11 protein-coding genes are annotated in these 15167 nt (G+C 42.8%); 5 read left to right on the forward strand and 6 right to left on the reverse strand.

The window, feature by feature from the left end:
- The first annotated feature begins 343 nt into the window (after positions 1 to 343).
- Complete coding sequence (locus IEZ33_RS12855) at positions 344 to 1516, forward strand: MFS transporter (RefSeq protein WP_191600446.1); 1173 nt, start codon at positions 344 to 346, stop codon at positions 1514 to 1516.
- A 117-nt stretch (positions 1517 to 1633) separates the two neighbouring features.
- Positions 1634 to 2059, forward strand: a complete 426-nt coding sequence (gene hpaR / locus IEZ33_RS12860; protein WP_191600447.1) for a homoprotocatechuate degradation operon regulator HpaR — start codon at positions 1634 to 1636, stop codon at positions 2057 to 2059.
- Positions 2060 to 2161: 102 nt separating this feature from the next.
- On the opposite strand, the gene gbdR is transcribed toward hpaR, so the two are convergent.
- On the reverse strand, positions 2162 to 3322 hold the full coding sequence (gene gbdR / locus IEZ33_RS12865) for a choline metabolism transcriptional regulator GbdR (RefSeq protein ID WP_191600448.1): 1161 nt from the start codon (positions 3320 to 3322) through the stop codon (positions 2162 to 2164).
- A 220-nt stretch (positions 3323 to 3542) separates the two neighbouring features.
- Positions 3543 to 4670, reverse strand: a complete 1128-nt coding sequence (locus IEZ33_RS12870; protein ID WP_191600449.1) for an FAD-binding oxidoreductase — start codon at positions 4668 to 4670, stop codon at positions 3543 to 3545.
- A gap of 332 nt (positions 4671 to 5002) precedes the next feature.
- On the opposite strand from IEZ33_RS12870, the gene IEZ33_RS12875 reads away from it, so the two are divergent.
- Together IEZ33_RS12875 and IEZ33_RS12880 are read left to right on the forward strand one after the other, a co-directional pair.
- Positions 5003 to 6274, forward strand: coding sequence for an aromatic ring-hydroxylating oxygenase subunit alpha (locus IEZ33_RS12875; RefSeq protein ID WP_191600450.1), 1272 nt, complete (start codon positions 5003 to 5005; stop codon positions 6272 to 6274).
- A 268-nt stretch (positions 6275 to 6542) separates the two neighbouring features.
- A complete protein-coding gene (locus IEZ33_RS12880) occupies positions 6543 to 7331 on the forward strand; it encodes a cyclase family protein (RefSeq protein WP_191600451.1) in 789 nt (262 codons plus the stop codon).
- Positions 7332 to 8082: 751 nt separating this feature from the next.
- Here the strand turns inward: IEZ33_RS12880 and IEZ33_RS12885 are convergent.
- Entirely contained in the window at positions 8083 to 9081 is a 999-nt protein-coding gene (locus tag IEZ33_RS12885; RefSeq protein WP_191600452.1) for a TAXI family TRAP transporter solute-binding subunit, read from the reverse strand.
- A 214-nt stretch (positions 9082 to 9295) separates the two neighbouring features.
- Between IEZ33_RS12885 and IEZ33_RS12890 the strand changes: the two genes are divergently transcribed.
- Complete coding sequence (locus IEZ33_RS12890) at positions 9296 to 10219, forward strand: LysR family transcriptional regulator (RefSeq protein WP_191600453.1); 924 nt, start codon at positions 9296 to 9298, stop codon at positions 10217 to 10219.
- Between the two features lie 3 nt (positions 10220 to 10222).
- Here IEZ33_RS12890 and IEZ33_RS12895 read toward each other — a convergent pair whose 3' ends face one another.
- From IEZ33_RS12895 to IEZ33_RS12905, 3 genes are all read right to left on the reverse strand, one after another.
- Positions 10223 to 11176, reverse strand: a complete 954-nt coding sequence (locus tag IEZ33_RS12895; protein ID WP_191600454.1) for a LysR family transcriptional regulator — start codon at positions 11174 to 11176, stop codon at positions 10223 to 10225.
- Between the two features lie 118 nt (positions 11177 to 11294).
- Positions 11295 to 13409: a glucans biosynthesis glucosyltransferase MdoH gene (gene mdoH / locus IEZ33_RS12900; protein ID WP_191600455.1), complete on the reverse strand. Its 2115-nt coding sequence runs from the start codon at positions 13407 to 13409 to the stop codon at positions 11295 to 11297.
- A complete protein-coding gene (locus IEZ33_RS12905) occupies positions 13406 to 14887 on the reverse strand; it encodes a glucan biosynthesis protein G (RefSeq protein ID WP_240009529.1) in 1482 nt (493 codons plus the stop codon). The genes mdoH and IEZ33_RS12905 overlap by 4 nt, the downstream gene beginning before the upstream one ends.
- Positions 14888 to 15167 lie beyond the last annotated feature (280 nt).

A 15167-nucleotide genomic window follows, 5' to 3' on the forward strand; every position in this document is an offset into this window, starting at 1 on the left:
AAATGATAATGAATATTATTTACTTTCGTTAATACAGTGCTTTTAAGGACGAATACGGAGGAATGATAGGATTGACTAATCGAATATTTATGAGCATTAATCTCTACAGAAGCACGTTCTTATGATCTTTATTCTTGTGATCTTTATGGTAGAGCCTCAGCATGTAAGTACAAGTATCTGAATAATCTATGACCTTACCTAAAATATCTATTTTACAAACCTTGACCTTACACGTTATGTTGTTTAACCGAGTACCTTCTTTTTTCATTACTCGACGAACGCATTATGTTTTAGAACAAAGCATCTAATACAACACCCTATAAAGACACATTAAGAAAACACTATGCCCACTCTTCCACTTAGCTATCTTATATTTATCGCAATGAGCAGCCCTATTGCGATCAACCTTCTTTTACCGGCATTACCCAGCATTGCAGAGAAACTTAATGTTGATATCAGTTTAGTGCAGCTCAGCTATTCCCTTTACTTACTGTCTTTAGCAATAGGGCAGCTATTAGTAGGTGGCATTGTTAATCATTTAGGCTATAGGAAAACCATGATACTCGGCCTTGCTAGCTTTACGTTAGGCAGTGCGATGGCTGGCGTATTTGGTAATTTAGAGAGTTTGCTTATTGGTCGAATCATGCAAGGTCTAGGGGGAGCGATCGCTATATCGTTAGCAAGGGCTTTATTAGTTGACGGCGCAGGTAAAGAAAAAGCATCACAAAAAATGGGCTATATCATTATGGCCATAGCTATTTCTCAGAGTATCGCACCGCTCATCGGTGGCTTTATCAACAGTCACTTTGGTTGGCAGATTATTTTTTTCGCCTCACTTCTACAAGGTTTATTGGCATTGATGCTGACCTTTAAATTGGTCCCGCAACTTGAGCAAAAAAAGCGGCGCCCGTCATTTAAAGAGAACATTTCTCTCTATGGACAACTACTAAAAGCAAGCGATTTTCGTTCTTATACCCTAGCCAATACTTTGGTCGCCATTTGTTTCTATGTGTTTGTTAGCTCGTCACCCTATATTACTAATGATTTTGATGGTGGCGTTCATGCGTTTGGTTATTGGTTTATTACCATCTCTATTGCCTTCATGGCAGGCGGTTATCTCAGCACTCTTATTAACCAAAAAGTGACACTGGATCGTACCATACTCATAGGCAACAGCATCAGCATTTGTGGTGCCTTGTTGCTCTTGTTAGGGCAACTCGTATTAGAGCAAAGTTACGCGGCGTTATTTTTACCGATGAGCTTAGTTACTTTTGGTCGAGGCATCAGTCAACCAAACAATCAAACCGCCGCCATTAGTAGCATCAGCAACCAATCCAGTATGGCCGCTGGCTTAATGGGTTTTCTGCAGCTGTTATCAGGCGCCATATTCTCGCAATTTACGCCCCTCATTGTGACCTCATCACCGCTTCTGGTTTTTATCCTAATTTTTGCTTGTATGACTCTTGCGATGTTCATACACCTCAAGCATTGGCTTATCACAGTGAGATCAATCTAAAAGGGAAATAAAGTCAGCGGTTTTATCTATGCAAACTGGCAAGCATTTTGCTATATTAATACTTAACATATTAATTACACTCGATTTTCCAATCACCTCTTACACGCCTTATAGATTATGAAAAAATTAGAAGACTCGCTTACATTACAATTGCTTAGAGCTCGTGAATCAGCCATGATGTTTTTCCGCCCGATCTTACAAGAAACGGGGTTTACAGAGCAGCAATGGCGGGTCATCCGAGTTTTAAATGACAATGGCCAGCTTGAAGCACGTCAATTGGCCGAAAAGTGCTGTATTTTAAGCCCCAGCTTAACAAGAATTATCAGTCGCTTTGAAAAAGAAGGCTTACTCATTCGAACTCGATCATCCCAAGATCAGCGTATTACCTTATTGTCATTAAGTGAAGAAGCTAAAAAAGTGTTCGATGAAATCAGCCCTAAAGTAGACAAATCCTACGAGAAATTAACTGAAAAAATGGGCAAAGAAAAAATGAAAGCGCTGAGCCTTTTATTAAAAGAACTCACAGAACTTGAATCGAATTAACACCGATCCATATTGTATTCCCTAAGTAAGTGACTATTCGGAATACGCACTTACTTTAGGCCGTAATTCTACGATGTTTATTGCCCTTCTATTTTCCCTCATCTAATAGGTAATAACAGAACAACTCAGATCATTCCCCAGATCAACGCTACCAAAGCTAGGCTCGGTTTGAGCTTTATTTAATGCCAAAGAAGCATGGGCAAATCGTTCACTGTCGGTGATTGAAACCAAACCAGGCTCTTTTTGGATCGGCTGGAAATTATCCGTTGACCAGACCATCTTACGCTCATCTCTTGGCGAGGTACCTATGTGCTTACGATAACAACGGCTAAAATGCGGAGTTGAAATAAAGCCACACGCTGCAGAAATTTCCACAACAGACATACTCGACTGTTTTAATAACTGCCTAGCCCTATCCAGCCGTAATCGCAGATAATAACGCGACGGTGAACAGTCTAAATATTTATGGAACATCCTTTCTAATTGTCGCCTTGAAACATCCACAAAAACCGCTAACTCATCAAGATCAATCGGCTCTTCAAGGTTGTTTTCCATCAGTTCAATCACATCCACGAGCTTAGGCTTAAAACCACCGCCACTGTTTACCTGACGTAATAATACCCGTTGCTGATCCGATTCTGTGCGAATCCGATCACAAATAAACATATCTGACACAGCACTAGACAATTTTGAGCTGTGCTCACGGGCAATTAAGGTTAAAAACATGTCTAAAGGTGCACTGCCACCGGAAGAGGTAAAACGTTTATCATCGATAGTAAAAAGCTTATTATTGCAGTTCACTTTAGGATAGTTTTCTTGCAATATGGTTAAGCATTCCCAGTGCGCACTGCAGTTATAGCCATCAAGCAAACCAGCATGCGCCAATACATAAGCACCAGTACAAATTGCGCCAACATGAACACCTTTACGCGCCCTTTTTTGTAACCAGCTCACTTGTTTAGAGGTGAAATTACGTGTGATATCGACACCACCAACCACAACAATCATATCCAGTTCGGGGGCGTTCTCAAGAGAGGAATCCGGCGTAAGACTCAAACCATCGCTGGCAGAAGAAGGTAGGCCTGTCTCTGTCAATACATGCCAACTGTAGAGTTCTTTGGCCGAGAGCTGGTTTGCCATTCTCAAAGGCTCTATTGAAGAGGCAAGAGCAATCATAGTGAAATGATCAAGTAGCAGGAAACCAACTCGAGTGGTTGATTTACCAATAGTAGGGGAAGGCGAAGCACCTGTTACTTTGACCATATTTCTTTCCTCTTACGTAAGTGTTTTCGATACGTAGCAAGAAACAAACCAATCGAACACTTTTTATTATTTTTTAATTAACTACTCAAGGCAGTTATCATTCCCGCCAATTGCTAACAACTTACGGCCAATTAAATACTCAGCAGACCCTTATCTAGTCTGCTGCTGTGCACTAATTTAAAACACTTGTAACTTTCTTTTAAGATAAAAGCAATATTTTTTAATACTCAACACTGATGTTCGATTTAGCCACAGTACAACAGGATAAAACATAGCCGGCTTCCACATCGTCATCGGTAATGCCACCATTATGCTCCATTGAGGTATCGCCCTCCTTCACTAGCACTTTACAGGTTCCACATATTCCCATACCGCACGCCTTAGGAATGTGCAAATCCAATTTCGCTGCTGCATTATGAATCGTTTCGCCCGGCGCAATTTGCACGCTTTTCCCATAGTTAGCAAACTCAACCGTTAATAAGTCCTCGCGCTTAATGGAATCTGCCTCGGCTTGAGCCACTTCAGCTAATTCAATGGCATCTTCCACAATGGAATCTGGCGTCGCACCAAACGATTCCTCATGGTAACGACTCATATCAAAGCCTTTTTCTTCTAAGAGTGCCTTTACCGCTTTCATATAAGGCGCGGGTCCACAACAAAACACCTCACGTTCCAAGAAGTCTGGGGCAATCATTTGCAACTTAGCAAAATCTAAAAAACCACGGTAACCATTCCAAGACAAACCGTTATGCATTCTCTCAACAATCATATGCAAACTAAAATTGCCAATCCGCGACGCCATGTGATCCAGCTCACGAGGAAAAACCAAATCTCTAGGGGTACGAGCACTGTGTACAAAGGTCACATCGACATCAGCATTGGTATCAAACCACCAGCGTGCCATTGACATAACCGGGGTAATACCAACCCCACCAGACAACAACAGCACTTTTTCAGAAGGATGATCAATGCAATTAAAATTCCCTATTGGTCCATGCACCGCAAGTTCAGTACCTTCATCAAGATTGTCATGCAACCAATTTGAGACCATCCCGCCATGTACTCGTTTTACCGTAATGGAAAAACTATAAGGTACAGAAGGCGAGCTGGAAATGGTGTAAGAACGCATAATTTGCTGACCATCAATTTCAAGCTCTAAAGTCACAAACTGACCGGGTTTAAAGAAAAACAGAATCGGCTGTTGCGCCATAAAACAAAAAGTACGAACATCCCATGACTCTTGAATGACTTTTACACAACGAACATTGTGTCGACCATTTACCCAAGTTTGCGTATTTACCGGGATAAAGTAATCCGCATTAACGCCAGTCGCATTTGAAGTTGTCATAATGATTCTCTCTTACTGCATCGTTGTGTAATTTCATTTTTGCATTGTCGTTCTACTCCTAGTATTGAAGTTAACCATTCACGACAATTTGTTGCTCATAGCAGCCATTCCATATAGCCCATGCACTTACCCCTCGAATAAGAGTCGATTTTTGTCGGCCGCGTGTCGTGAACAGGCATTTTTAAAAACAAGCCTTGTGTGAGCATTGCCCTATCTACAATGCAGAGAAACAATGCAGAGAAACACCTTTTATCTCTCTTAATCCTATATAACGCTTGTCCTATAAAGGAAAAGAACAACATCCACTCTTTTTGTCATTAAGGCTGAAAAAGATGAACCAAAATGATTTGCTAAACTTGCGCCATGCCACACTAAAAGAAGCTCGTGATGAGATGTCTACCTTGCTCTCCTCTCGACCAGCTAATTATTCATTGGATGCGCCGCTTTATAATGATCCGCATATGTTCCGAATCGACATGGAAGAAGTCTTTCAAAAAGAGTGGCTCTTTGTGGGAATGACCAGCGAAGCACCGAAAAGAGGAGATTACTTCACCTTAGAGGTCGGACAAAACCCAGTATTGGTCATCCGAGACGCAGACGGTTCTATTAATGCCTTTCATAATACCTGCCGACATCGTGGATCGAGAATTTGTACAGAGCACAGAGGAAAGGTAGCCAATCTTGTATGCCCTTATCACCAGTGGACCTACGACTTAAAAGGTAATCTCCTGTTCGCAGGCACAGAAATGGGAGACAGTTTCGACAAACAAAAGCACGGACTAAAACGTGCCCACTGCAAAACAGCAGGCGGATTTATCTTTGTTTGCTTGGCCGATGACGCACCCGAAGGTGACTTTGATGCGTTTCTACAAACGTTAGAAGCGTACATGGAACCTTACGATGTTGAAAACACCAAACTGGCCATTGAATCCAATATGTATGAAAGGGCAAACTGGAAGCTGGTGCTTGAAAACAACCGTGAATGCTATCACTGTGCAGCCAACCACCCAGAGCTGTTAAACACCCTACTTGAGTGGGACGATACACAAGATCCAAGAGCACCACAGGAATTCCTAGATCATTACAAAGCACAATCGGACCAGTGGGACGCAGAAAACATACCGCATCAACATAAAAGCTTCGGCCCTGGACTGCGTAATCGAATAGTACGCATGCCCTTAAAGAAAGGCACCAAGGTGATGACCATTGACGGCGGCCATGGCTGTAGCAAAATGCTTGGCCGAGTGAAAAATGCTGAGTTGGGCTCCATGCGTATTTTGCACTTGCCCAACTCATGGAACCACATGCAATCTGACCACTTTATTGTCTTTCGAGTGTTACCCATTTCCGCTCAAGAAACCCTTGTAACAACAAAATGGTTTGTTCACAAAGACGCTGTAGAAGGAGTGGATTACGACCCTGAACGCCTACGCCAAGTGTGGGACGCCACCAATGAACAAGATAAAGTACTGGGCGAACAAAACCAACTAGGCATTAACTCAATGGCTTACCAACCAGGTCCTTATTCTGAAACCTATGAATTTGGCGTGGTCAATTTTATTGAATGGTATACCGACACCATCCTTAAAAACCTCAATAAATAAAACCACTGTCTATCGACCGTGCTCTAGATTGATCAATAAACCCCAAACATAATGCTATGTCTGGGGTTTATTTTTTATAGGCAACGTCATCTTAAGTTCACGCTACCATTCCCGTTATCTAGGTAACACTCAAATTCAGAATAAAAGTCAAGTTTATAATATCAAGGTGACCAGTGAGTATTATCAACTTAATCAACCAATGCTTTTTCTTTATTATTAAAGGTATTGCACTAATAGAATGCACCATAATAAAAAGAGGTATTACTCCATGAAACCATCCAAGACCAGACGCCTTGTCGATCTGTCCGTGACCTTAGACAACAACCCTTATACCGATCCTCCTCCACTGCTGCCTAAAATAGACTACATCGACCACCAACAAGGCTGGCCGGAAATGGGTAACATGTTTCCCGGTTTAAAAAAAGAAGACATGCCCGGTGACGAAGCGTGGGCAGCTGAAAAAATGGTAATGAGCGCCCATAATGGTACACATATGGACGCGCCATGGCACTACGCCTCTACTACAGACGGTGGCAAACCAGCGTATGGGATTGATGAATTGCCCTTAGATTGGTGTTTGCAACCGGGCGTAAAATTGGATTTCCGCGACTTCCCTGATGGTCACATCATCACCGCCGCCGAAGTTGAGGCCGAACTAAAGCGCATCAACCACGAGCTGCAACCTTTAGACATCATTCTAGTCAACACTCGCGCTGGCGCCATTTACGGAGAACCAGGGTATTTAGAAGCTGGGATTGGCATGGGACGTGAAGCCACCATGTACCTGTTAGAACGTGGGGTACGGGTGGTTGGCACCGATGCATGGAGCTGGGACGCCCCTTTCAAATACACACGCGAAAAGTTTGCCGAATCAGGTGACGCCTCCATTATTTGGGAAGGTCACAAAGCCGGCCGGGATATTGGCTACGGACAAATGGAAAAGCTGTCTAACCTAGAAAGCCTACCTGCCGATGGCTTCATGGTGTCTTGCTTCCCATATAAAATCAAAAACGGCTCCGCTGGCTTCATCCGCGCCGTCGCCATTTTTGAAGAATAAACCATGAACTGAAAAAGAAAAAAGGAGTACCCTGAAAACAGTGCTCTTTTTTTTGCTCTCTCCCTCACAAAATATGCATTACCAGACTTTGCACTCGTTCCCACTGTCTCCGTGAGGACTCATACGTTATGCATAACTACCAGACTTTGCACTCGTTCCCACGCTCCGCGTGGTAATGCATAGCGACCAGACTTTATACTCGTTCCCACTGTCTCCGTGAGGACTCATACGTTATGCATAACTACCAGACTTTACGCTCGTTCCCACGCTCTGCGTGGTAATGCATAGCTACCAGACTTTGCAAATTTCTAGTAATCCGCTTTCGCCTTCATAATCACGCGCACTAGAATATCGCCAATGACATGACAAGTTGACATACCCTCTCCTAGTGCCCACGACCTCCATATGCATTACCTCGCAGAGCGTGGGAACGAGAGTGCTCGGCCTGCTTGAGAGTGCTCGCCTGTTTTCCAGCTTCGTTCCTAGACAATTACTCGACTATTTGAATTCCTAGCTCCCTCGCTCTCCTTTACTTAGTGCATACAGTATGTATTTGAGCTCGTTCCCACGCTCCGCGTGGTAATGCATAGCGACCAGACTTTGCAAATTTCTAGTAATCCGCTTTCGCCTTCATAATCACGCGCACTAGAATATCGCCAATGACATGCCAAGTTGACATACCCTCTCCTAGTGCCCACGACCTCCTTTAGTTATTATTACAGGTCAATAAGTGTATGTATTTTAAGAAAATTTAAGGCATTAGTTTGTCAGGAATACCCACACCAATTTCTTGATAGTAGCGTACGGCTCCTGGATGCAAAGGGGCATTAACACCAGCAAAATAATCCGTGACTGGAAGGTCTCTAAAACTGGAGTTTGATTCGGCTAAATCTAAACGATGCTCTATAAAATCCTTAGTTAAGGTATAGGCAATATCATCAGAAATATCTTTTCTTACCGCCATCATCATGACCGTTTGCCAAGTAATAACCGAGCTTTCATTTACTTGGCCAGGATAGGTATTTGGTGGAATTTGAACGGCTTGCATACCTAATCCTTCAGGTGGTGTCATCTTATCGCCTGGTACACCTAAAATGCGAATATCATTTGCCAAGCTCAGCTCGGCTACAGACTGAGACCCTAAACCAAAAGTTCCAACATATACATCAAACTGACCATCTTGATAGCTTTGTGTCGCCGCGCCCCATGGTGCTTTGATTGGTTCATATTCTCCCTCCGCTAGACCACCAGCGTTTGCTAATGCAATCACTTGCATGTTCGCAGCACCGGCTGGAGGACCTATATACACTCGCTTACCTTTAGCCTCAGACCAAGACTTTATGCCTGAATCCGCTCTCGTAATAGGGTGATAGTAACTACCGGGGATGGTAAATAAACCACGGACATTAGCCGATAGTTCCTTAGATTTGCTGGCCATTTTCGCATAGGGACCAACACCTTTAGTCAATGCGGTAAATGCGGGGGGTGGAATAACAGCGGAGTCTAAACTTCCCTTTCCAAGCTTGAGTAGCGACTTGGTAAGTGTTTGATTTAAGGAGAGTTGCACGTCAACACCACTGTTTGACCAGTACGGTGCCATGGCTTGAGGAACCATACCAAGCAGACTACTTGAAGAAGCTGTTTCCATGCCAATTTTTTCAGCGTAACTAAACGATGCGATAAAACTGCTGGCGCATATCATACTGACAGCACACAATCCGTTACGTAATACTTTCTTAGGGTTGTACATTTTATGACTCCTGCTTATTTTATTTTTTTTTTAGCTCCAACTAATCTACCCTGCCATCAAATATTCGTAAAATGTTTATTTAGAGTTCCAAACAGACATTTATGAATACTTGAGTATAATAAGCCTCTGGTATAAATACTTATATTTACAGTAAACAATGCATCAAAATACCCGTATTGTTATTTTCTAATAAAATTGACATAGGCACCTCTAGATGGAATCGAAGCATCTTATTTATTTATCAGTCATTTTGGATAAAGGATCAATCACGGCCGCTGCAGAGCATTTCAATATGGCTCAGCCCACATTAACAAGAGCGATGGCCACCCTTGAGATGCAAGCAGGTGGCCCGCTTTTTACACGCAGTCGTTTTGGTGTAACCAATACGCCTTTAGGCGAAGCGCTTGCACGAGATGGGCGAGCCATCATTCGACAAGTTAACTCTGCTCAAGAACAAATATCCCGTCATAAATTGGGCATTAAACAAAACTTACGTATCGCTTTTGGATCTCTTCTTGGCATGAGCACCATGTCGATCATTATTGAAAAATTAGTAAAAGAGCTACCAGAAATTTCCATTACCGCCACCACTTTAAACCCTGCAACGGCGATTGAAGGTTTACTGGATGACCAATTTGATATCATTCTTGCGCCAAACTCTTTAGCTCGATGGTCCTCTAATATTCATCAAGAGCTCATATTAAAAGACAGAATTGGCATATTTTGCGGAGCGAACCATCCATTGGCGCACAAAAAAGTAATACAAATCGAGGATTTTAAAGAATTAGATTGGCTCAGCCTTGGTATTTCATCAACTTTCGAGAAGCAAACGGAACAAATGCTTACATCCTATGGCATTAATAGCACAAGAACCAAAGTCGTTTTTAGAAACGATGCCATCATTCTAATGAGGATGCTGGAAACGGGATCTTATCTTGCGGCCTTACCTCATTTCCCGACTTCCATCATAAAAAAAGAGTATGCCATTCGAGAGATTACAATGAAGGGTACGGTGCCAATTGAAAGAGACATATATTTAATGTGCAGAGGCTCGATCAAAGCGCTTCCAATCTACGAAGCATTTAATCGAATAGCTCGACAAGTATTTAAGACATTATCTAAAGAGCCGCTCTCTTAATACTCAACCCTGAAACAACGCCTCCCCTTGCCAACGACCAGAATTACATTCCATTGTAGTCACCTGACGAATGAGAGGGATAACCGCTTTTAGCATAGCCGTTTGGGGGCGATCTATAGAGGTAGTAATACACACTTCACGCCACAGAGTTGGCTCAACGATTTCTATCGCCTGTATTTGACCGGTTTGTTGTAAATGAAAAAAGGCCGATGTTGGCGATAGTAAAACGCCATGACCATCCACAACATAACGTAAAGTGGTCATTAATTGCCCAAAAGCTGGTTTGTGCGGTAGCCTAATCCCCGTTTTCTCTTCGTAATAACTTAACAAATAGCCAAGCGAATCACGCGCTCCTGTAACAATAATCTCATGATCAGCTAATTCAGAGAAGGTAATATTGTTTTTGCCTATTAGCCGCTTGTGAGACGCCACTTTAGGCTCATTGCCAATGGCAATAAATAATTTCTCTCTAAATAACTTCGTTTGGTGTAAGTGGCTTAAATCAGAGCCATCAGGAGAAGCAATCGCCATATCAATTTCACCTGATTGCAACTGACTTGATAAGTTATAAGAAAGCCCGGTATGAAAGTCCAACTTAATATTGGGGTACTTTTCCTCAACAAGCGCAAGCAAGGGAACAGAAAGAATGTTCCCAATGGGCTGTGTCATACCAATCGACAGCACACCCGATGGTTCGTTCTCGAATTGATGTACGTCCGATTTAGCTTGTTCGATTTGGCGCATTATTGACTCAGCGTGGGTGCGAAAAATTTGACCACTTTGTGTCAATACGACACCACGAAAACTGCGATCAAATAAACTCGTCCCCAGTTCATGCTCTAAATTATCTAACTGCAAACTGATGCTTGGTTGAGCGACATTTAAAGCTCTTGCGGCAGCAGCAATGCTGTTGAGCTCGGCTGTTTTAAGAAAAAAGGTGAGCTGCTTACTGTTCATAATCAATATGGGTACATAAAAAATATTGAGCTATACCCTATTTATTTTTGTTTTTAATTGCCAGCTTTTTTATGATGATTTGCAAAAGTACAACACCATCAAACGCACGCAACCGGTTTTATTCAGGTAGATATTTCTGCATGGCACGCATTAGGGATTGGTGCTGTAGAATGGCTAAACACTCAGCGTCACTTAAATGATCCAATAAACCACTTATGTTATCGTTGTTAAGAATTTGCCATTCAGCGCAAATCCAGTCACGGCAAAATTCTTTATTCTCCTTATCTACTGGCATTTGTGCAAGATGCCAATGAAATAATGAGGCATCAGACACTAGACGCTTTAATGACGCCAATTCGTTATTGAAAGAACCGTCAACTAACGTCATCGAATGCAGCTGAAGCGCGACAATCGGGTGTGGTTGCTTTTCTTCTGGTGCACGAAGAATCCCAAAAAAACGAATGAGATTACCTCGCTTTCTGCCCCCACTGAGCCAAGAAAGCGGTATTGAAAACACTAAGCCAAAGCTAATCGGTAAAGACCAATAAAATAATTCTTCGCTTAAGAAGAGCGCACTGCTTGCTAAAGCCATACCAAATATGGTGTGACTATAGTGTGCGCGACTTGCCACTTTCCATGACGTTGCACCGTCGTCTCTCGACTGAGGTTTCCAACCGCTGTCCTTACCTTTGAATACACTGTAAACCACTTGAAACTGAGACAACATCAAAATGGGAGCATATAACGCCGATAAAACGGCTTCCACCATGGTACTGAGTGTAAGCAGAATGGGACCGCCAAATTGCAAACAACGTCGGAAATTCAACAGGGCAGCGAACCAGCCGTACACTTTTGGCGCTAATACTAATGCCATAGAAAGAATAAACAAAGAGCGCGCTTTTTCGAAGTCAAATACTGGCCAAGTGGGAAACAGCGAGGGATTGGCAAAATACTCTGGACGAACAAAATAAGCCTGTATGGCCAGTGCGAACCCCACCAGAATTAATAACAACCAAAAGACAGCACTTAAATACGACATAATGCCAGAAAACAAGTGTAAACGAGTGGCGAAATGGAACCCTTTAGCGAACACAAAAGCGTTATGCTGCAAGTTACCCTGACACCAACGACGATCGCGAACAATGACATCCACGAGAGAAGGAGGTGCTTCTTCGTAAGAAGCGGTTAAGTCAGTATCAAACCGCACTCCCCAACCCGCTCGGCGTAACAATGCGGCTTCCATAAAGTCATGGCTCATCACATGCCCACCAAACGGTGCTTTTCCCGCCAGTACAGGGAGACCTGACGCTTCAGCAAAGGCCTTGGTTCTAATAATGGCATTATGTCCCCAAAAATTAGATGAATTACCATGCCAAGCGGCTAGGCCAGACGCATAAATTGGCCCAAAACAGTGATTAGCAAATTGCTGAAGACGACTGTATAAAGTATTTGCACGAATAATAGTCGGCAACGTTTGAATGAGACCCAAACTCGGCTCGGCACTCATTCGACGGGTCAAAGAAACCAAGCACTCTGCGCCCATTAGGCTGTCCGCATCCAATACAATCATGCACTCGTAATCATCCCCAAAGCGCATAACCCATTCTGCAATGTTGCCCGCTTTACGTTCGGCATTATTATAGCGTCTACGATAAAAAATGGGGCAAGCCGCTGAGTCATTATTTAACAGCGGGAAAAACGCTTGTTCCTCTGCAACCCAAGCATCGGCTTTATTCGTGTCACTCAAAATAAAGAAGGCAAATTGGCCTGGAGCCTGTTTCAGTAAGTCATGATGCATCGCATGTATAGTGGCGCGAATGCGCACAGGATCTTCGTTATACACAGGCAGTAAAATGGCCGTAACGCCCTCGGCTTCTTTTTCTTTTCGACGGCTTGAGAAGGGAGAGATTTGATACAACAATCCTAGCGTAGCTTGTGAGAAAGCGAAAGAGATCCAAGAGAAGTTAACGCAAAACAACGCTAAGAATAACCACTGTAATCCTGCAATTCCGTTAGCGCTCAACACACTGTGCATTTCTCTAGCACCGTACCAAGACAGCCCCGCTGTCATCACTAACACAAATAAACGCGCCATTAAGGTGACAAGATCAATGAGGCTGAAGGCCATTTTGCTTGCTTGGGCGGCCTCATTTACCTCATGTCTTGGCATCGCCAAAGGCGACTCTACTGGTAAAGCCCGTTTAGCAAGATTACCCTTAGCCAATTTAATCATTCCCTTATCCAACGATATAACCATGTTGGTGCCATGGCCACTTCACCTTGTTTGAGTTGAACTCTTAATTCGGCTAAATCATTGTCCGCAGGATCAAACGTAACAAACACTCGAACCCCATTATTATTTGGATTCTTCATAACCAAAGTCTCCAGTATTTTTCCTTTACTGATAAAGCTATCTACGCTTAATTCCTCTAACTTCACATTAGGCATTTTGTTGTAATCAATCACCATTTCAGGAAGATCACTAAATATTTTTACGCCTTTGGCACTGCGTATGGTTCTTGGAACAGCTAAGGAGACTGGCGTATCGTTTGACCAAGTCATCCAATATTGATAGGTGTAAGACTGGCTTTTTTTAAACCCATCTTTGGGTTGCCAAAAAGCGACTATGTTATCGTTCGTTTCGGCCGCTGAGGGAATCTCAACTAATTCAATGTGGCCCTCACCCCAATCATTAATGGGTTTAATCCAAGCTGACGGACGGGTATCGTAGCGCGCCTCTAAGTCCTGGTAATCTTCAAAATGTCTATGTCGTTGGATTAAACCAAAGCCTTTTGGTGAAGTACCGCTAAACGCACTTACCTGCAAGCTTTTTGGATTACTCAAAGGTCGCCAAATCATCTCATCCTGAGAGGTCAATATTTGCAGCCCTTCTGAATCATGAACGGCGGGTCGATAATCTGGAAGGTCAGATGAATCAAGCGAACTGTTGTGCATAAACATTGACGTCAATGGCGCGATACCCACATGCTTCAGGTCCACTCTGGGGAAAAGCGTGGACTTAACATCAATGTGTGTGGGTTTGCCAGGATAAATGCCAAAACGATAAGCACCTGTAATGCTTTTACTGTCAAGTAACGCATGAACGACAATCGCATCTTGGCTTGAAGAAGGTCGCTCAATCCAAAACTTTTTAAACATCGGGAACTCTTCACCTTTCGGCTGAGCAACATTAACCGCAAGCCCTCGCGCTGACAGCCCATAAGATTGACCTTTCGAGACCGCTCTGAAATAGCTTGCGCCCTGAAAAACAACAAATTCATCCGAACGATCTGCATGATTTATAGGGTAATGTAGACGTAACCCAGCGTATTGACCGACTTTGGCAATCAACGCCGCAATGTCATCCGTAGGTGTATTAAAAGATTCTGATGACACAGTAAGTGGAAAGGCTCGCGCATTTTCAACGACATCAATTGACACCAAATCTTTAAATAAAAAGCCGGGAGCAAATAACTGTACTGAAAACTTGGTCGGCGTATTGCCCCAGACAGCTTGATTTTGTTGATAATTAATTTTTCGATAAGTGGAGTAATCCATATCAATCAAAGCTTGGGGTGCCTTTTCAGCAGGCTTCATAGGAGAAAGAGACAGGTCTTTGGCTAGATCAACAACCGTCTGATGAGAAAAAACATAATCTTGTGCGGCTTGATCTTGTTGTGCAAAAGCACGACCAAACGTAATTATTAGCAACGATGCAACGAAAAACCACTTTATAAATATGAAAGGGATGAGAGGTAAACACGATAAAGGAACAAGCACTATTTTCAAAAAAATTCTCACAAAATTTAATTAGTCTAGCGAAAATTCACCATGAAACTTGCGCCACAATTTGGTGCCACATCATATAGTTAAACGAAGGGAAGATTAAGTCAGAAATGTTGTAGAAATGCACAAGAATTAAGGATAGATTGTAAGGGGCAATCTACCCTGAACACGGGTATTGCTTACTTTGAGAGAGTTTATCTTTGAT

Source organism: Marinomonas algicola (genome assembly GCF_014805825.1).
Taxonomy (GTDB): domain Bacteria; phylum Pseudomonadota; class Gammaproteobacteria; order Pseudomonadales; family Marinomonadaceae; genus Marinomonas; species Marinomonas algicola.